This window comes from Salinifilum aidingensis (genome assembly GCF_054782015.1).
The window spans coordinates 15,565-33,669 of record NZ_BAAGTH010000021.1 but is presented as its reverse complement, the minus strand read 5'-3'; the positions used below and the strand labels follow the sequence as shown (position 1 = coordinate 33,669).

Sequence of the window (18,105 nt, the reverse complement as noted above, 5' to 3'; positions counted from 1 at the left end):
CGGCCTCCGGTCGTGCCGCCGCGCCGGCGCGGCGCGCGGAACCGCAGGGCTGCGGTGCGGGCGCGGTCCCGCTCGCGGAGGGCACTCGGGTGCGGACGACCACTGCGAAACACGGACCAAGGTCCCTGGTGTGCTGGGACGTTCGGACGACCCCTGGGACGGGCCGGCGGTGCGCGAGGTTTAGCATCAGCGATGCGACGGCACGGCGGGAAGGGGAGTGTCGTGATCTGGCGCAACGAGTTCGTCAACGCACAACCGCGGGTTCTTCCGGAATCGGCCTGCGAGGTGTTCGCGTGAGCGTGTTGGAATCCATCATCGACGGCGTTCGCGAGGACCTGGCCGAGCGGGAGGCCGCGGTCTCCTTCGAGGAGATCAAGCGGCTGTCCGCTCTGGCGCAGCCGCCGCGCGACGCGCTCGCCGCGCTCGGCGAACCCGGCGTGGGGGTCATCGCGGAGGTCAAGCGGCAGAGCCCCTCGCGGGGCGAACTGGCCGACATCGGCGAGCCCGCGGACCTCGCCGCGGACTACGCGGCCGCGGGGGCGCGCGTGATCAGCGTGCTCACCGAGCCCCGCAAGTTCGGCGGCTCGCTGGCCGATCTCGACGCGGTCCGCAGCCGGGTGAACGTGCCGATCCTGCGCAAGGACTTCGTGGTCACGCCGTACCAGGTGCACGAGGCGCGGGCGCACGGCGCGGACATGGTGCTGCTCATCGTCGCCGCGCTGGAGCAGAACGTCCTCGAGGCCCTGCTGGACCGGGTCGAGTCGCTCGGCATGACCGCCCTGGTGGAGGTGCACACCGCCGAGGAGGCCGACCGGGCCATGGAGGCCGGTGCGAAGATCGTCGGCATCAACGCCCGGAACCTGCACACGCTGGAGGTCGACCGGGACGTGTTCGGGCGGATCGCGCCCGGCCTGCCGCTGGAGCTGCTCAAGGTCGCCGAGTCCGGGGTGCGCGGACCGAGCGACCTGATGGCCTACGCCGGTTCCGGGGCGGACGCGGTGCTGGTCGGCGAAGGCCTGGTGACCAGTGACAGCCCCAAGACGGCGGTGACGCAGCTGGTCACGGCGGGGTCGCACCCCGCCTGTCCGCGGTCGAGCCGCTGACCGGACGAGGAGAGCAGGAGGCAGCAGCGATGAGCGGCGCGGACATCGGCCGTACGCACCAGCCGGGCAAGCCGGTCCCCGAAGGTCACGACCCCGATGCGGCCGGGCACTTCGGCGAGTACGGCGGCCGGTTCCTCCCCGAGGCGCTGATCGCCGCGCAGGACGAGCTGGCCGAGGAGTACGCCAAGGCGCAGCGGGACCCGGAGTTCCTGGCCGAGCTCGACCGGCTGCTCCGCGAGTACGCGGGCCGCCCCTCGCTGCTGACCGAGGCGAGCCGGTTCGGCGAGCACGCGGGCGCGCGGGTGCTGCTCAAGCGCGAGGACCTCAACCACACCGGATCGCACAAGATCAACAACGTGCTCGGGCAGGCGCTGCTCGTCCGGCGGATGGGCAAGCGCCGCGTCATCGCCGAGACCGGCGCGGGCCAGCACGGCGTGGCCACGGCCACCGCCTGCGCCCTGCTCGGGCTGGACTGCGTGATCTACATGGGCGCGGTCGACACCCGCAGGCAGGCGCTGAACGTGGCCCGCATGCGGCTGCTCGGCGCCGAGGTCGTCCCGGTCGAGAACGGCTCGGCCACGCTCAAGGACGCGATCAACGAGGCGCTGCGCGACTGGGTCGCCAACGTCGACTCCACGCACTACCTGCTGGGCACCGCCGCCGGCGGGCACCCGTTCCCGCTCATGGTGCGCAACCTCCACCGGGTCATCGGCGAGGAGGCCCGGGCCCAGAGCCTCGAACGGCTCGGCCGGCTGCCGGACGCGGTCGCCGCCTGCGTCGGCGGCGGGTCGAACGCCATCGGCATCTTCCACGGCTTCCTCGACGACCCGGACGTGCGCCTGGTCGGCTGCGAACCCGCCGGGCACGGAATCGACAGCGGGGAGCACGGCGCCACCCTCAGCGAGGGCAGCGCCGGCACGCTGCACGGCGCGCGGTCCTACCTGCTGCAGGACGACGACGGGCAGGTCACCGAGGCGTACTCGATCTCGGCCGGGCTCGACTACCCGGGCGTGGGGCCGGAGCACTCGTACCTGAAGGACAGCGGTCGCGCCGAGTACCGCCCGGTCACCGACGACGAGGCCATGCACGCGTTCCAGCTGCTGTGCCGGACCGAGGGCATCATCCCCGCCATCGAGTCGGCGCACGCGCTCGCCGGCGCCCTGCGGATCGGCCCGGATCTCGGGCCGGACGGGGTCGTGCTGGTGAACCTCTCCGGACGCGGCGACAAGGACATGGACACCGCCGCCCGCTACTTCGGGCTGGTCGACGGGGAGGAGACGGCGTGAGCCTGCACGCGATGTTCCACGAGTGCCGCGAGCAGCGGCGGGCCGCGCTCATCGGCTACCTGCCCGCCGGTTTCCCCACGACCGCCGAGTCGAAGCGGCTGCTGGCCGCGATGGTCGAGGGCGGCTGCGACCTCGTCGAGGTGGGCCTCCCGTTCTCCGACCCGGTCATGGACGGGCCCACGATCCAGGCGGCCACCACGACGGCGCTGCGCGCCGGTTTCCGCACCGCGGACGCGTTCGACGTCGTCTCCGCGGTGTCGTCCGCGGGCGGACGCGCGGTCACGATGACCTACTTCAACCCGGTGCACCGCTACGGCCAGGACGCCTTCGCCCGCGACCTCGCCGCCGCCGGCGGGCTCGGAGCGATCACCCCGGACCTCGTCCCGGACGAGGGCGAGGAGTGGATCGCCGCCACCGACGCGCACGGCGTGGACCGGATCTTCCTCGTCGCTCCGTCCTCCACCGAGCAGCGGCTGGCGCTGACCACAAAGGCCACCACCGGCTTCGTCTACGCCACCTCGGTCATGGGCGTGACCGGCGCCCGCGACAGCGTAGGCGCCGCGGCCTCCGGACTCGTCACCCGCACCCGGGCGCACACGGACCTGCCGGTGTGCGTGGGACTGGGCGTGCGGTCGGCGGAGCAGGCGGCGGAGGTGGCCGGCTTCGCCGACGGCGTCATCGTCGGTTCGGCGTTCGTCGACCGGGTCCGCGCTGCCGGCTCCACCGACGAGGCGGTGCAGCGCGTGCGCGAGCTGGCCGCCGAGCTCGCCGGGGGCGTGGCGCGCGGCCGCGAGGCCGTGCGCGGCTGATCGTCCGTTCGAGCCGCCGCGGTGGGAGCTCGCGGTGGCGCAGCACCGGCGCGGCAGCGGTCCCCGAGCCGGGCTCGGGGGAGCGGCGGTGCGGTGCACCGCCCGTGGCGCACCCGCGCCGACCCGCCTCCGGAGCGCTCCGCGCGGAGCCCGGCCCGCTGATCACCGACTGCGGCCCCGGACCCGTGCGGGCGGTCCGGGGCGATACGGTGTGCCTCGTGAGTGCCCCGGTTGTCGCCTCGGCGAACGCGCATCTGGCCACCATCCCCAGCCCGGATCGGGGGGTCTGGTACGTACCGGTACCCGGACTGGACGTGTCGGTCCCGATCCGCGCGTACGCGCTGTGCATCGTCGCGGGCATCATCGTCGCCGTCTGGTGGGGAAGCCGGCGCTGGGTGGCCCGCGGCGGCCGTCCGGGCACGGTCATCGACGTGGCGGTGTGGGCGGTTCCGTTCGGCCTCGTCGGCGGACGGCTGTACCACGTGGCCACGGACTACGACAAGTACTTCGGGCCGGGGCAGAACCCGCTCGACATCCTCAAGGTGTGGCAGGGCGGCCTCGGCATCTGGGGCGCGGTCGCGCTCGGCGCGCTCGGCGCGTGGCTCGGCTGCCGCAGCCGGCGCATCCCGCTGCTCGCCTTCGCCGACGCGGTGGCCCCGGGCGTCGTCCTCGCCCAGGGCATCGGCCGGCTCGGCAACTGGTTCAACCAGGAGCTCTACGGCGCGTCCACGGACGTGCCGTGGGGGCTGGAGATCTACCGCCGCATCGACCCCTCGACGGGGCTGGCCGACCCGATCGGCGGGGTGGCGTTGGACCACACCCCGATCGCCGTGGTGCACCCCACGTTCCTGTACGAGCTCGTGTGGAACGTGCTCGTCTGCGTGGCCGTCGTGGTGGCCGACCGCGCGCTCCGCATGGGCCGCGGCCGGGTGTTCGCGCTCTACGTCGCGGGCTACACCTTCGGCCGGTTCTTCATCGAGATGATGCGCACCGACGAGGCCACGCACGTCCTCGGCGTGCGCATCAACGTGTTCACCTCGGCCATCGTGTTCCTGCTCGCCGTTGCCTACCTCCTCCTCGTCCGCGGCCGGCGGGAGGACCCGTCCGAGCTGCGCGGACTGCCGGCGCCGGGCGAGGAGGACGAGCAGGACCTCGCCACCGCGCGCAACGGCGACGCGGCGGAAGGCTCCGCCGGGGGGCCCGAGCAGGAGCGCGGCGGCTCCGCCGAGGACGAGCGGCCCTCCGGAGGGAGCGGCGGCGGTTCCTAGCAGGGTTCGAGGGCGACGGAGTCCCGGCGCGTCCCGGGGCTTCTGGGGCGGCGCGACCGCTCGCGGGAGTCGCCCCGCCTGTCGACGAATGCTGTTTACCGCTTTTGTAAACCTATGTGTAGACTGGCGGTATGATTCGAGTCAGCGACGACACCCGTCGACGCGTGCAGAAGCTGGGGCGTGAGGAGTTCGGCGGCGCTTCGGCCGACGAGACGATTCAGCGGCTCCTGGACGAGCACTGGGAACGCACCGTCGTTGAAGCCGTGCACCGCACGCGCCAGGAAGAGCCCGAGGACTGGGCCGCCTACATCGCCGAGGCCAAGCACACCGCCGATGCGCAAGCACCAGTGCCCGACGAGGCGTCCGAATGAGCGGGGGCGAGGCCGTCGTCGCGGGCGCCGCGTGGTTCGCCGACCTCGACCCGATTCGCGGGCGCGAACAAGCTGGCGATCGGCCCGTGCTGGTCATGTCCAGTGCTCTGCACCTGACCGCCACCGGCGGCGAACTCGTCACCGTGCTGCCCATGACGAACCGCGCGCGTCCCGGGTGGCTGCATCATGTTCGGCTCTCCTCCGGGGGGTGTGTCATGACCGAGCAGGTGCGCACCCTCGCCCGCGACAGGTTCCGCCGCCGGGCCGCCGAGCTGGACCCGGACGACGAGGAGATGGCGGAGATCCGCTCCGCGCTGGCGCGCATGCTGCACATGTGACCGAAGCACCCGGTTGGTGCCGCGGTGCTGCGCGCGGCCGGCCCGGCCTGCTCCGCGGCGGGCTCACCCCTCCGAAGGCAGGGGGCTCTCCGACCGAGCGGACCCGTCCGGGCGCACGGGCGCGACCACGGGCGCTCCCTGCGGGGTGTGCAGCACGGTCACGCGCGCCGCGTAGCGCTCGCCGAGCGTCTCGGCGGTGAGCACCTCCCCGGGCGCGCCCGCGGCGGCCACACCGCCCTCGTGCAGGAACAGCACCCGCTCGGCGTACTGGGCGGCCAGGGTGAGGTCGTGCAGGGTGGACACGACCGTCGTGCCCAGTTCGCGCCGCAGCTCGTCGACGAGGTCCAGCAGCCCCTGCGCGTGACCCACGTCCAGGCCGGTGGTGGGTTCGTCGAGTAGCAGCACCCCGGCCCGTTGGGCCAGGGCGCGCGCCAGCACGGTCCGCTGCCGCTCGCCGCCGGACAGCGTGGACAGCCACCGGTCGGCCAGTCGTGTCAGGTCGAGCCTGTGGAGGAGCTCACGCACCAGCTCGAGGTCCGCGGGCCCCTCGCGGCCGAGCGGTCCCAGGTGGGGGGTCCGGCCGAGCAGCACGTAGTCGGTGACGGTCAGCCCGATCGGCAGCTGCGGGATCTGCGGGGCGTAGCCGAGCACGCGGGCGCGCTGCCGGCGGGACAGCACGTCCACCGAGCGCCCGTCCACCGCGACCTCCCCGCCGTGGCGCACCAGCCCGGCGATCGCCTTCAGCAGGGTCGACTTGCCGGAGCCGTTCGGTCCGATGACGCCGAGCCAGCCGCCCGCGGGCACTTCGGCGGACACGCCGGACAGCACCGGCGTGCTGCGGTACCCGGCGGTGAGGTCGGTGACGCGCAGCTCGCTCATGAGCCCCTCCGGTGCAGCAGCACGGCGAAGAACGGGGCGCCGGTGAACGCGGTGATGACGCCGATCGGGATTTCCGCCGGGGCCAGCAGGGTGCGCGCCAGCATGTCCGCGCACACCAGGAAGATCCCGCCGATCAGCAGCGACAGCGGCACGATGATGCGGAAGCTGCCGCCCGCGGCCAGCCGCACCAGGTGCGGCACGACGAGCCCCACGAAGCCGATCAGCCCTGCCACCGACACCGCCGCGGCCGTGGCCAGCGACGCCGCCCCCAGCACGAGCAGGCGCACCCGCCCGGGGCGCACGCCGAGGGAAGCGGCCTCCTCGTCCCCGGTGCCCAGCAGGTCCAGCAGCCGGGCGCTGGGCAGCAGCACGGCCGCGGCCACAGCCAGGTACGGCAGCACGATGAGCACTTCGCTCCAGCCGGTGGTGCTCAGCCGGCCCAGGATCCACAGGTAGACGGCGTCGAGCGATTCCAGGTTGAGCTGCTGGGTGAAGCTCTGCACCGCGGTGAGGAACGCGCCCACGGCCACCCCGGCGAGCACGAGCGTGCCCGTGTCCCGGCCGGCCGAGCGGCCCACCAGCCAGGTGAGGCCGACACCGGCGAGCGCGCCGGCGAAGGCGACCAGCTGCACGAGACCGGAGGAACCCGCGGCGGGAGCGGTGGTCAGCACGACCGTCACCGCCAACCCGGCACCCGAAGCGGCCCCGAGCAGGTACGGGTCGGCCAGCGGGTTGCGGAACACGCCCTGGAACGCGGCGCCGGACACGGCCAGCGCGGCGCCGACGAGGACCCCGAGCACCACGCGCGGGGCCCGCAGCTCCCACAGGATGGCGGCTTCGCGCTCGGACAGCGGGGAGACGCCGCCGGTGAGCTGCGCGCCGATCTCGGCGAGAACGCGCTCGGCGCCGAGCTCGGCGGCACCGAGCACGAGCGAGGCGAGCACGCTCACCGCCAGGGCGGCGAGCGCGATCACCAGGTGACGTGCGCGCAGCCGCGAGCGCCGGGCTGCAGGGGCCTGCGGGGCGGTCGTGCTCGCGCCGTGCGCGCTCACTCCGCTCGTGCTCGCCCTGCGTGTGGACACGGCGACCACGGTGCCCGCGCCGCGGGCGGCGCCGCCCACCGGGGGGTGCGCCGGGTCGCCTGGCTCACGGGGAGCCGTTCCCGCCCTGGCCCGGCTCCTCGCCGGATCGCTGCTCCTCGCTGGGCTGCTGCGTCCCGCTGGCGTTCCCGCTGCCGGGGCTCCGCGTGGTGCTCGGCCCCTGCGCCTCGGTCACGGCCTTGCCGATGCTGCGGACCAGGTCGACCACCCTCGGCCCCCACCGCGAGGCGACGTCCTCGTCGAGTTCGACGACGTTGTCCCGCCGCACGGCTGTGAGCGTGTTCCAGCCCGGTCGGTTGCGGACGCCTTCGGCCGTGGCCGGGGTGGACTTCGTGTCGGCCAGGAAGACCAGGTCCGGGTCGGCCTGCACCACGCGCTCCTCGGACAACTGCGGGAACTTCCCGGGCCCCTCGGCGATGTTGCGCAGCCCGAAGCGCTCGTAGATGCTGCCGACGAAGCTCTCCGGCCCCGCGGTGTAGCCGTCGGGGCTGACCTCGTGGTAGAAGCTCAGCTGCCGGTCGGGTTTCGGCGTCTCCTCGACGATGCGATCGATCTCGGTGCGCATCTGCTGCGTGAGCTGTTCGGCCCGCTGCCCGTGCCCGGTGGCCCGCCCGAGCACCTCGATCTGCTGGAACGCCTCGTCGAGGTCGTTGGCGGAGGGGGTGAGCAGCACCGGGACGTCGGCCGCGCGCAACCCCTCGGCCAGGTCCTGCGCGCTGTCCGGGGCGATCACCAGGTCCGGGTCGTGCCCGGCCACGGCGGCCGCGTCGGTGGTGAGCGCGGACATCTCCGTGCGCGGAGCCCGCTGCGGGTGGTTCGAGTGCTCGTCCGCGGCCACGACCTCGCTGCCCGCACCGATCTCGTACAGCGTCTCGGTCGCGGTCGGCGACAGAGAGACGATGCGCTTCGGCTGCTGCGGCAGGGTCACGGGGTCCTGGCCGGGCAGCTCCACGCGGACCGGGAACGCGGACGCCGGATCGTGCGCCGGGGGCTGCGGGTCCGAGTGCGGCCGGCTGGCACAGGCGCCGACTCCGAACAGCAGCGTCAGGGCGAAGAGCAGTGCGAACAGACGGCGGAACCGGGTCATCTCATTCCTCGGATCGGTTGCGATCGTGGCCACCCGGATGCGGGCCGGCCGGGGCGGCCTCTTGCGCACCCGTGACAACGAGTGTCTGAGCTGGAAAGATATCAGGAGACGATCGGTCAGTCGCGTCCGCTGGGGACGCGCGGGAAGGTGTGCGGGTCCCGCGGGGCGCGGGACGAGCAGCAACCCGTCCGAGTGAAACCGCGTCGCAGCTCCGCCGACGCCCCCGCCGGTGGCTCCCGCGGGGGACGCCACCGGTGGCGGGATTCCCGACGACAGGTGCGACGACCGGGATCCGCCGTCAGGGCTCAACGCCGACGGGGATCAGCCGGGACGGTCGGTCCGCGGAGCAGGCGGTCAACGGGGACGGTCGGTCAACGGGGACGCTGTCAACAAGAGGTGAGTCTCACTTCTCCGTTAGTGCTCGAGAGTGGTGAGGGCTGCTAAAGTTTCGGAACGCTCTCGGTTTTCGCCGGGAAATCAGCCGGGTATTTCTTTTTCGGCAGCTTCTGCCTGCCGGATCACGTGTTCTCGCGGGCCAGTGCCGTCCCGTGTGCTGTCCATTGACTGGAAGCTCCCAGCACGCGCTCGTCACAGGGAGGTCTGCGCAGTGGTCTTCTCCGCCTTCCCACCAGCCCAAGGGCTGTACGCCCCCTCCGCGGAACGCGATTCCTGCGGTGTCGCCGTGGTCGCCGACGTCCAGGGCCGTCGTTCGCGCGGCATCGTCTCCGATGCGCTGACCGCGCTGGAGAACCTCGAACACCGCGGGGCCGCCGGGGCGGAGCCGACGAGCGGGGACGGTGCGGGGATTCTCCTCCAACTGCCCGACGAGCTGCTGCGGGCGGGGAGCCCGGTGGCGCTGCCGCAGCCGGACTCCGCCGGGCAGCACCGGTACGCGACGGGCCTGGCCTTCCTGCCCGCCGCCGCCGACGAGCGCGCCCGGGCGGTCGAGCTGGTGGAGGACCTCGCGGCGGAGGAGGACCTGCGGCTGCTCGGGTGGCGCGAGGTCCCCACCACCCCGGACCTCGCCGGTGTCGGTGAGACAGCGCGCCGCTGCATGCCGCACTTCGCCATGCCGCTGCTGACCGGTCCGGACGGGCAGGCGGGCCGCGAACTCGACGCCCGCGCGTTCGCGCTGCGCAAGCGCGCCGAGCACGAGGCGGAACGGCTCGGTCTCGAGCTGTACTTCTCCTCCCTGTCCAGCCGCACGGTCGTGTACAAGGGCATGCTCACCACCGGGCAGCTCCCGCACTTCTTCGGCGACCTCACCGACGAGCGCACCGCCAGCGCCATCGCGATCGTGCACAGCCGGTTCTCCACGAACACCTTCCCGTCGTGGCCGCTGGCTCACCCGTTCCGCTACGTCGCGCACAACGGGGAGATCAACACGATCCGCGGCAACCGCAACCGCATGCGCGCCCGGGAAGCGCTGCTGCGGTCGGACGCGATCCCGGGCGAGCTCTCCCGGCTGTTTCCCATCTGCACCGAGGAGGGCTCGGACTCGGCCTCGTTCGACGAGGTGCTGGAGCTGCTGCACCTCGGGGGGCGCAGCCTGCCGCACGCGGTGCTGATGATGATCCCGGAGGCGTGGGAGAACCACGAGGAGATGGATCCGAAGCGCCGCGCCTTCTACGAGTTCCACGCCAGCCTGATGGAGCCGTGGGACGGTCCGGCGTGCGTCACGTTCACCGACGGCGCGCAGGTCGGGGCCGTGCTCGACCGCAACGGCCTGCGACCCGGGCGCTGGTGGCGCACCCGCGACGACCGCGTGGTGCTGGCCAGCGAGAGCGGCGTGCTCGACGTCGAACCCTCCGACGTGGTCGCCAAGGGGCGCCTGCAGCCGGGGCGGATGTTCCTCGTGGACACCGAGCGCGGCCGCATCGTCGACGACGACGAGATCAAGTCGGAGCTGGCCGAGCAGCACCAGTACGCGGACTGGCTGCACGCGGGGCTGCTGCGCCTCGAGGAGCTGCCGGACCGGGAGCACGTGGTGCACAGCCACGCCTCGGTGCGGCGGCGCCAGCAGGCCTTCGGCTACACCCAGGAGGAGCTGGACCTGCTGCTCACGCCGATGGCGCAGGACGGTGGCGAGGCCCTCGGCTCGATGGGCTCGGACACGCCGCCCGCGGCGCTGTCGCAGCGCCCGCGGATGCTCTACGACTACTTCGTCCAGCAGTTCGCGCAGGTCACGAACCCGCCGCTGGACGCGATCCGCGAGGAAGTCGTCACCTCCATGTCGCGGGTCATGGGCGCCGAGCAGAACCTGCTGGACCCGTCCCCGGCGTCGTGCCGGCACATCGCGCTGCCGCAGCCGGTGATCGACAACGACGAGCTGGCCAAGCTCATCCACATCAACGACGACGGCGATCTGCCCGGGTTCGACAGCGCCGTGCTGTCCGGGCTGTACGAGGTCGGCGGTGGCGGCGCCGCGCTGGCCGAGGCGATCGACCGCGTCTGCGCGGAGGCCTCCGCGGCCATCGCCGGCGGCGCCCGCGTGCTGGTGCTGTCCGACCGCGACTCGGACCACCGCAGGGCGCCGATCCCCTCGCTGCTGCTCGTCTCGGCCGTGCACCACCACCTGGTGGGCACCAAGGAGCGGCTGCGCGCGGCCCTGGTCGTCGAGTCCGGTGACGCCCGGGAGGTGCACCACGTCGCGGCGCTGCTGAGCTACGGCGCGGCCGCGGTGAACCCGTACCTGGCGTTCGAGTCGATCGAGGACCTGCTCGCCGATGAGCAGATCACCGGCGTGTCCGCAGAGGTCGCCGTGCGCAACTACATCGGTGCGCTGGTCAAGGGCGTGCGCAAGGTGATGTCCAAGATGGGCGTCTCCACCGTCGGCGCCTACACCGCCGCGCAGGTGTTCGAGGCCGTCGGCCTGTCCGAGGACGTCGTGTCGGCCTACTTCGCCGGCACCGCCTCGAAGCTCGGCGGGGTCGACCTGGACACGCTCTCCGAGGAGGTCGCGCAGCGGCACCGGTTGGCCTACCCGCAGAACCCGAACGCGCGCGTGCACCGCGAACTCGAGGCGGGCGGCGAGTACTCCTACCGCCGCGAGGGCGAGCTGCACCTGTTCTCCCCGGAGACCGTGTTCCTGCTGCAGCACTCCACCAAGTCCGGCCGCTACGACGTGTTCCGGCGCTACACCGCCGAGGTGAATCGGCTGTCCGCGGAGGGCGGCACGCTGCGCGGCCTGTTCCGGCTGGCGCCGCAGCGCGAACCCGTCCCGGTCGAGGAGGTCGAACCGGTCTCGGAGATCATGCAGCGCTTCTCCACCGGTGCGATGAGCTACGGCGCGATCTCCGCGGAGGCGCACGAGACCCTGGCCGTGGCGATGAACCGCATCGGCGGCAAGTCCAACACCGGCGAGGGCGGCGAGGACGTCGAGCGGCTGCACGATCCCGAGCGCCGTTCGGCGATCAAGCAGGTGGCCTCGGGGCGGTTCGGGGTGACCAGCGAGTACTTGGTCAACGCCGATGACGTGCAGATCAAGATGGCGCAGGGGGCCAAGCCGGGCGAGGGCGGTCAGTTGCCGGGGGGCAAGGTCTACCCGTGGATCGCGGGGACGCGGCACTCCACGCCGGGGGTGGGGTTGATCTCGCCGCCGCCGCACCACGACATCTACTCGATCGAGGACCTGGCGCAGCTCGTCCACGACCTGAAGAACGCCAACGATCGGGCGCGGGTGCACGTCAAGCTCGTCAGCGAGTTGGGCGTGGGCACGGTGGCGGCCGGCGTGTCGAAGGCGCACGCGGACGTGGTGCTCGTCTCCGGCCACGACGGCGGCACGGGCGCGGCACCGCTGACCTCGCTGAAGCACGCGGGCACGCCGTGGGAGGTCGGTCTGGCCGAGACGCAGCAGACGCTGCTGCTCAACGGTCTGCGCGACCGGATCGCGGTGCAGGCCGACGGCGGGTTCAAGACCGGCTGGGACGTCATCGTCGCCGCGCTGCTCGGCGCCGAGGAGTACGGTTTCGCCACGGCGCCGCTGGTGGTCGAGGGCTGCGTGATGATGCGGGTGTGCCACCTGGACACCTGCCCGGTGGGCGTGGCCACGCAGCAACCGCAGCTGCGCGAGCGCTACGCGGGCCAGGCCGAGCACGTGGTGAACTTCTTCGAGTTCATCGCCCAGGAGGTGCGGGAGTACCTGGCGCAGCTGGGTTTCCGGACCCTGGACGAGGCGATCGGCCAGGTTTCCGCGCTGCGCACCGACGATGCGGTGCGGCACTGGAAGACCGCGGGCCTGGACCTCGCCCCGGTGTTCGCCGAGCCGGAGGCGCCCTGCGGCGCGGACCGGCGGCGGACCACCGAGCAGGACCACGGCCTGGACCAGGCGCTGGACCGCACGCTGATCCAGCTGTCCGAGGCCGCGCTGGAGGACGCGCACCCGGTGCGCCTGCAGCTGCCGGTGCGCAACGTCAACCGCACCGTCGGCACCCTGCTCGGCGCCGAGGTCACGCGCCGCTTCGGCGGCGAGGGCCTGTCCGAGGACACCATCCACATCGGGCTGAACGGATCGGCGGGCCAGTCGCTCGGCGCGTTCCTGCCGCGCGGCGTCACGCTGGACCTGCGCGGCGATGCCAACGACTACGTCGGCAAAGGCCTGTCCGGCGGGCGGATCGTCGTCCGGCCGCCGGAGGACGCCGGGTTCGCCGCCGAGCAGCAGGTGATCGCCGGCAACGTGGTCGGCTACGGCGCCACCGGCGGGGAGCTGTTCCTGCGCGGGCAGGTCGGCGAGCGCTTCGCCGTGCGCAACTCGGGTGCGCTGCTGGTGTGCGAGGGCGTCGGCGACCACGGGTTCGAGTACATGACCGGTGGGCGCGCCGTCGTGCTCGGCGGCACCGGGCGCAACACGGCGGCCGGCATGTCCGGCGGCACCGCCTACGTGCTCGACCTGGACCCGATCCGGGCGAACACGGCGATGGTCGACCTGCAGGCCCCGGACGCCGAGGACCTGGAGTGGCTGCGGGAGGTGGTGCGGCGGCACCACGACATGACCGGCTCCGCGGTGGCGGCCTCCCTGCTCGGGGACTGGAAGCGCCGCTCCACGGCTTTCACGAAGGTGATGCCCCGCGACTACCGGCGGGTCCTGGAGGCGACGCGACTGGCCCGGAACGAGGGCCGGGACGTGAACGAGGCGATCATGGAGGCTTCCCGTGGCTGACCCGAAGGGCTTCCTGGAATTCCAGCGCGCCGAGGCTCCCAAGCGCCCCACCGACGAGCGGCTGGGCGACTGGCGCGAGGTGTACGCCGCGCTGTCCACATCGGAACGCGATGAGGCGGTGCGCACCCAGGCCTCGCGCTGCATGGACTGCGGGATCCCGTTCTGCCACTCGGGGTCCGCGGGCTGCCCGCTCGGCAACCTGATCCCCGAGTGGAACGACCTGGTCCGCCGTGGACAGTGGTCCGAGGCGGGGGAGCGGTTGCACGCGACGAACAACTTCCCCGAGTTCACCGGGAAGCTGTGCCCCGCGCCGTGCGAGTCCGCCTGCGTGCTCGCCATCTCCCCGGAGGCCGGCGGACCCGTCACCATCAAGCGCGTCGAGGAGACGATCGCCGAGGTCAACTGGGAGAACGGCACCGTCGCCACCCGCGGACCCGAGGACGACACCGGCTTCCGCGTCGCGGTGGTCGGCTCGGGACCGGCGGGGTTGGCCGCGGCGCAGCAGCTCACCCGCGCCGGCCACGAAGTCACCGTGTTCGAGCGGGACGACCGCATCGGCGGCCTGCTGCGCTACGGCATCCCCGAGTTCAAGATGGAGAAGTCCGTCGTGGACCGGCGCTTGGCCCAGATGCGCGCCGAGGGGACGAAGTTCGTCACGAACTGCGAAGTCGGCGTCGACCTGCCGGTGGACCGGCTGCGCGCCGAGCACGACGCGGTCGTGCTCGCCGTCGGCGCGCTGCGCGGACGCGACGACGCGAGCATCCCCGGCCGCGAGCTCGACGGGGTGCACCTGGCGATGGAGCACCTCGTCCCGGCCAACCGGGAGTGCGCCGGTGACGGCCCCGCGCGGATCACCGCCGCGGACAAGCACGTGGTGGTCCTCGGCGGCGGCGACACCGGTGCCGACTGCTACGGCACCGCGCTGCGGCAGGGCGCGCGCGACGTGGTCCAGCTGGACAACTACCCGCAACCGCCGACCGAGCGCGACGACGAGCTCTCGCCGTGGCCCACGTGGCCGCACGTCCTGCGGACCTACCCCGCGCACCAGGAGGGTGGTCAGCGCAGGTTCGCGGTGGCGATCGAGGAGTTCGTCGACGACGGCGAGGGCCGGGTCCGGGCGGTGCGGCTGCGCGAGGTCGAGGTGCGCCGCGACGGGGTCGGCCGGCGGCAGGTCGTGCCGGTCTCGGCGGAGGCCGAGGAGCTGCCGTGCGACCTGGCGCTGCTGGCGATCGGTTTCGAGGGCGTCGAGCGGATGCCGGTGCTGGAGCAGTTCGGCCTGCAGCTGTCGCGCCGCGGCACGCTCGGCGTGGGCGCGGACTGGCAGACCACCGAACCGGGCGTGTTCGCCTGCGGTGACGCGCACCGCGGGGCGTCGCTGGTCGTGTGGGCCATCGCCGAGGGGCGCTCGGTGGCCAGCGCCGTGGACTCGTACCTGACGGGCGCCTCGGAGCTGCCCTCGCCGGTGCACCCCACCGCGCTTCCGCTGGCGGTGTGAGCGGACGGGCACGTCCCGCCTGCCGCAGCGCGCTCACCGGTGCGGCAGTCCCACCGCGAGCTCGCGGGCGGCCCGCTGCAGCACCGGCAGGTGCGCGTGCAGTTGCGCGGTGGTGCTGCGGAACGAGGGCACGGCGGTGGACAGCGCGGCGGCGGCCACCCCGCTCGCGCCGAGCACGGGCACGCCGATGGCCAGGATGCCCTGCTCGTGCTCCTCGTCGGCGAGGGCGTAGCCGTCCCGCCGGACCGCGTCGATCTCCTCGCGGAACCGCGCGCGGTCGGTGATCGCCTTCGGGCCGAGCTCGGTGAGCTCGAGTTCGGAGAGCAGTTCCTCGCGCACGTCGTCGGGGGAGAACGCGATGAGGCACTTGCCCATGGAGGTGCAGTGCAGCGGCCCGCGCCTGCCGGGCTGGCCGGTGATCTGCACCTGGCCGGCGCCTTCGACGAAGTGCACGTACAGCTGGTGCTGTCCGTCGAGGACGGATAGGAGCGTGGATTCGCCGGTGTGCCTGGTGACGCGCTGCAGCACCGGTTTGGCGACGTCGGCCAGTCCGCGCGCCTGCAGCACCCGCTGGCCCATCTCGAACATGCGCAGTCCGAGCGTCCAGCGGCGCTGCTCGTCGAGCGCGGCGAACCCCTCGCGCGCGATCGTGGTGAGCAACCGGTGGGTGGTGCTGACGGGGTAGCCCGCCTGGCGGGCCAGCTCGGACAGCGTGACTCCGCGCGGCTGTTCGCTGAGCAGCGCGATCAGGCGCAGCGCCTTCGCCGCCATGTCCCCGCGCGGGGGTTCCGGCGGCTCCGGACTTTCGGACGTGCCCGTCAACTGTTCCTCCTCGCCTCGTCGGCCGCCGCGCATCGTATCGGTGCGGGTGGTGGTGTTGACCGCGTTGTGGCCGCTTCGTAAAGTCAGCACAGGTTTTCATCATACAGGAAAGTTTCCCGTATTGCGGAAACTGGCGACGAAGGAGTCGGCCCGTGCACACTTCCGCGGCAGAACCGGCCGAGCTCGGCAGGCAACGCTGGTTCCGGTTGCTCCCGGTCGCGTTCGTCACCTACTCGCTGGCGTATCTCGACAGGTCCAACTTCGCCATCGGCGTCGCCGGCGGGATGGAGCAGGACCTGCAGCTCAGCGGTGCGGTGTCCTCGCTCATCGGGGCTTCGTTCTTCCTCGGCTACTGCTTGTTCCAGATCCCCGGCACGCTGTACGCGGAACGCCGCAGCGTCCGCGAGCTGATCTTCTGGTGCACCCTCGCCTGGGGTCTGCTCGCGGCGGCGCAGGGGCTGCTGCACAGCGCCTGGCTGCTCGTCCTCGTGCGCTTCCTGCTCGGTGCGGTGGAGGCCGCCGTGCTGCCGGCGATGGTCGTGTTCCTCGCGCGCTGGTTCACCAAGCGGGAGCGCGGCAGCGCCAACGCGGTGCTCATCCTGGGCAATCCGATCACCGTGATGTGGCTCAACGCCGTCTCGGGCTACATCGTCGAGCTCACCAGCTGGCGCGAGATGTTCATCATCGAGGGGCTTCCCGCCGTGGTGTGGGCGTTCGTCTTCCGCGCCCTGGTCACCGACCACCCGGAGCAGGCCCGCTGGCTCAACGAACCCGAACGGCGCGGGCTGACCGCGGAACTGGCCGCCGAGCGCGGCGGCAGGACACCGGCGAACTCGTTCCTCGCCGCGCTGCGCTCGCGGGTCGTGGTGGTGCTCTCGCTGCAGTACCTGCTGTGGAGCATCGGCGTGTACGGGCTCGTGTTCTGGCTGCCCAGCATCGTCACCGCCGGCACCGGACGGGGCATCGGGATGAGCGGACTGCTGTCGGCGATCCCGTTCGGCGTCGCGGCCCTGGCCATGGTGGTGAACTCGCGCGCCTCGGACCGCTCGGGCAGCCGTCCGCGGTACGTGTGGCCGTGGCTCGCGCTCGGCGGTCTGGTCTTCTTCCTGTCCTACGCGGTCGGCCCGGACCACTTCTGGATCGCGTTCGCCCTCCTCGTGGTGGCGGGCGGCGCGATGTACGCGCCGTACGGGCCGTACTTCGCCTACGTCTCCGAGAGCCTGCCGGCGAACTTCGCCGGTGCCGGGGTGGCCGTCGTCAACACGGCCGGTTCCGTCGGCGGGTTCACGGGGACCTACCTCGTCGGCTGGCTCAACGACACCACCGGTGGCAACGCCGCGTCGTTCGTGCTCATGGCGGGCACCCTCGTGCTCTCCGCGGTGCTGACACCGCTGGTGCGCGCCGGCTCGTACGAGCGCGCCGGCGGCCAGGAGGAGGTGGCGCACCGGTGACCGAGGTGCTCACCTTCGGCGAGGTCATGGCCATGTTCGTCGCCCGCGACGGCGGAGATCTGTCCGAAATGGACCATTTCGACGCGCGGCTGGCCGGGGCCGAGATGAACGTCGCGGTGGGGTTGAGCCGGCTCGGCCACCGCGTGCGCTACCTCGGCGTGGTCGGCGAGGACCCGTTCGGCCGGCGCGCACGCGCGCGGTTGCGGGAGGAGGGGGTCGACGTCTCCGCGCTGTCCACCGATCCCGCGGCCCCGACCGGTTTCCAGCTCAAGGAGCGGGTGTCCGGCCGCGATCCGGAGGTGGTGTACTTCCGCCGCGGATCGGCCGGTTCCCGCTTGCGCTGGAGCGCTGCGGCCGAGGACGCGGTCCGCCGCACGCGGCACCTGCACCTCACCGGCATCGCCCCGGCGCTGGGCGAGCGGACGCGGGAGTTCGCCTTCCGCGCGGCGGAGGTGGCGCGGAGCTCGGGTGCGACCGTGTCGTTCGACCCGAACCTGCGGCCAGCACTGTGGACGGACGGGGCGGAGATGACCGCCGTGCTCAACGATCTCGCCGCGCGCGCCGACTGGGTGCTGCCGGGCGCCGGGGAAGGGCGGATCCTCGCCGGCACCGATGATCCCGGCGGGATCGCCGCGTTCTACCGTTCCCGCGGGGCCTCGCACGTCGTCGTCAAGCTCGGTGGGGACGGCGCCGCGGTGCACGGCCCCGCCGGGGTCGTGCGGCAGCCGGCGTTCCCCGTCGACGTGGTCGACACCGTCGGCGCCGGTGACGGGTTCGCCGCCGGGTGGATCAGCGCCCGCCTCGACGGTGCCGACGACGCCGACGCCCTGCGGCGGGCCTGCGTGGTCGGCGCGCTGGCCACCACGAGCGAAGGGGACATGGACGGACTGCCCGCACGCCGCACCCTGGACGAGCTGGCGGCGGCCGGGAGGGGATGA

Annotated in this window: 14 protein-coding genes; 10 read left to right on the top strand and 4 right to left on the bottom strand. The window is 72.9% G+C overall.

From position 1 onward, the window contains the following. The first annotated feature begins 293 nt into the window (after nucleotides 1-293). The 6 genes from trpC (at nucleotide 294) to ACYVJE_RS21985 (ending at nucleotide 5,175) form a co-directional block, all read left to right on the top strand. Nucleotides 294-1,103, top strand: coding sequence for an indole-3-glycerol phosphate synthase TrpC (gene trpC, locus ACYVJE_RS22010; protein WP_459156728.1), 810 nt, complete (start codon nucleotides 294-296; stop codon nucleotides 1,101-1,103). Between the two features lie 29 nt (nucleotides 1,104-1,132). Then, complete coding sequence (trpB, locus tag ACYVJE_RS22005; RefSeq protein WP_459156727.1) at nucleotides 1,133-2,389, top strand: tryptophan synthase subunit beta; 1,257 nt, start codon at nucleotides 1,133-1,135, stop codon at nucleotides 2,387-2,389. Nucleotides 2,390-2,400: 11 nt separating this feature from the next. Further along, nucleotides 2,401-3,198 carry a tryptophan synthase subunit alpha gene (trpA, locus tag ACYVJE_RS22000; RefSeq protein WP_461145978.1) on the top strand — a complete coding sequence of 266 codons (798 nt, stop codon included), beginning with the start codon at nucleotides 2,401-2,403 and terminating at the stop codon, nucleotides 3,196-3,198. A 218-nt stretch (nucleotides 3,199-3,416) separates the two neighbouring features. Beyond that, nucleotides 3,417-4,466 (top strand): prolipoprotein diacylglyceryl transferase, encoded by a 1,050-nt coding sequence (gene lgt, locus ACYVJE_RS21995; protein ID WP_461145961.1) that lies wholly within the window; start codon nucleotides 3,417-3,419, stop codon nucleotides 4,464-4,466. A gap of 131 nt (nucleotides 4,467-4,597) precedes the next feature. Next, nucleotides 4,598-4,837, top strand: a complete 240-nt coding sequence (locus tag ACYVJE_RS21990) for a hypothetical protein (protein ID WP_461145960.1) — start codon at nucleotides 4,598-4,600, stop codon at nucleotides 4,835-4,837. Then, a complete protein-coding gene (locus tag ACYVJE_RS21985) occupies nucleotides 4,834-5,175 on the top strand; it encodes a type II toxin-antitoxin system PemK/MazF family toxin (protein WP_461145959.1) in 342 nt (113 codons plus the stop codon). Before ACYVJE_RS21990 ends, ACYVJE_RS21985 begins: the two co-directional genes overlap by 4 nt. Nucleotides 5,176-5,238: 63 nt before the next feature. Here the strand turns inward: ACYVJE_RS21985 and ACYVJE_RS21980 are convergent, their stop codons facing one another. From ACYVJE_RS21980 to ACYVJE_RS21970, 3 genes are all read right to left on the bottom strand, one after another. Further along, on the bottom strand, nucleotides 5,239-6,054 hold the full coding sequence (locus ACYVJE_RS21980) for an ABC transporter ATP-binding protein (RefSeq protein ID WP_461145958.1): 816 nt from the start codon (nucleotides 6,052-6,054) through the stop codon (nucleotides 5,239-5,241). After that, nucleotides 6,051-7,106, bottom strand: coding sequence for a FecCD family ABC transporter permease (locus ACYVJE_RS21975; RefSeq protein WP_461145977.1), 1,056 nt, complete (start codon nucleotides 7,104-7,106; stop codon nucleotides 6,051-6,053). Before ACYVJE_RS21975 ends, ACYVJE_RS21980 begins: the two co-directional genes overlap by 4 nt. 94 nt (nucleotides 7,107-7,200) lie before the next feature. Then, nucleotides 7,201-8,241 (bottom strand): ABC transporter substrate-binding protein, encoded by a 1,041-nt coding sequence (locus ACYVJE_RS21970; protein WP_461145957.1) that lies wholly within the window; start codon nucleotides 8,239-8,241, stop codon nucleotides 7,201-7,203. A gap of 607 nt (nucleotides 8,242-8,848) precedes the next feature. On the opposite strand from ACYVJE_RS21970, the gene gltB reads away from it, so the two are divergent. Continuing rightward, complete coding sequence (gene gltB, locus ACYVJE_RS21965; RefSeq protein ID WP_461145956.1) at nucleotides 8,849-13,399, top strand: glutamate synthase large subunit; 4,551 nt, start codon at nucleotides 8,849-8,851, stop codon at nucleotides 13,397-13,399. Beyond that, nucleotides 13,392-14,894 (top strand): glutamate synthase subunit beta, encoded by a 1,503-nt coding sequence (locus ACYVJE_RS21960; protein WP_461145955.1) that lies wholly within the window; start codon nucleotides 13,392-13,394, stop codon nucleotides 14,892-14,894. The genes gltB and ACYVJE_RS21960 overlap by 8 nt, the downstream gene beginning before the upstream one ends. 33 nt (nucleotides 14,895-14,927) lie before the next feature. On the opposite strand, the gene ACYVJE_RS21955 is transcribed toward ACYVJE_RS21960, so the two are convergent. After that, complete coding sequence (locus ACYVJE_RS21955) at nucleotides 14,928-15,806, bottom strand: IclR family transcriptional regulator (RefSeq protein ID WP_461145954.1); 879 nt, start codon at nucleotides 15,804-15,806, stop codon at nucleotides 14,928-14,930. Nucleotides 15,807-15,868: 62 nt separating this feature from the next. Here ACYVJE_RS21955 and ACYVJE_RS21950 point away from each other — a divergent pair, with 62 nt between their 5' ends. Both ACYVJE_RS21950 and ACYVJE_RS21945 read left to right on the top strand, forming a co-directional pair. Continuing rightward, a complete protein-coding gene (locus tag ACYVJE_RS21950; RefSeq protein WP_461145953.1) occupies nucleotides 15,869-17,167 on the top strand; it encodes an MFS transporter in 1,299 nt (432 codons plus the stop codon). After that, nucleotides 17,164-18,105: a sugar kinase gene (locus ACYVJE_RS21945; protein WP_461145952.1), complete on the top strand. Its 942-nt coding sequence runs from the start codon at nucleotides 17,164-17,166 to the stop codon at nucleotides 18,103-18,105. The genes ACYVJE_RS21950 and ACYVJE_RS21945 overlap by 4 nt, the downstream gene beginning before the upstream one ends.

Coding starts and splice junctions, on each gene's coding strand:
- trpB (WP_459156727.1), top strand. CDS start 1,133: ATGAGCGGCGCGGACATCGGCCGTACGCACCAGCCGGGCAAGCCGGTC.
- trpA (WP_461145978.1), top strand. CDS start 2,401: ATGTTCCACGAGTGCCGCGAGCAGCGGCGGGCCGCGCTCATCGGCTAC.
- ACYVJE_RS21990 (WP_461145960.1), top strand. CDS start 4,598: ATGATTCGAGTCAGCGACGACACCCGTCGACGCGTGCAGAAGCTGGGG.
- ACYVJE_RS21985 (WP_461145959.1), top strand. CDS start 4,834: ATGAGCGGGGGCGAGGCCGTCGTCGCGGGCGCCGCGTGGTTCGCCGAC.
- ACYVJE_RS21980 (WP_461145958.1), bottom strand. CDS start 6,054: ATGAGCGAGCTGCGCGTCACCGACCTCACCGCCGGGTACCGCAGCACG.
- ACYVJE_RS21970 (WP_461145957.1), bottom strand. CDS start 8,241: ATGACCCGGTTCCGCCGTCTGTTCGCACTGCTCTTCGCCCTGACGCTG.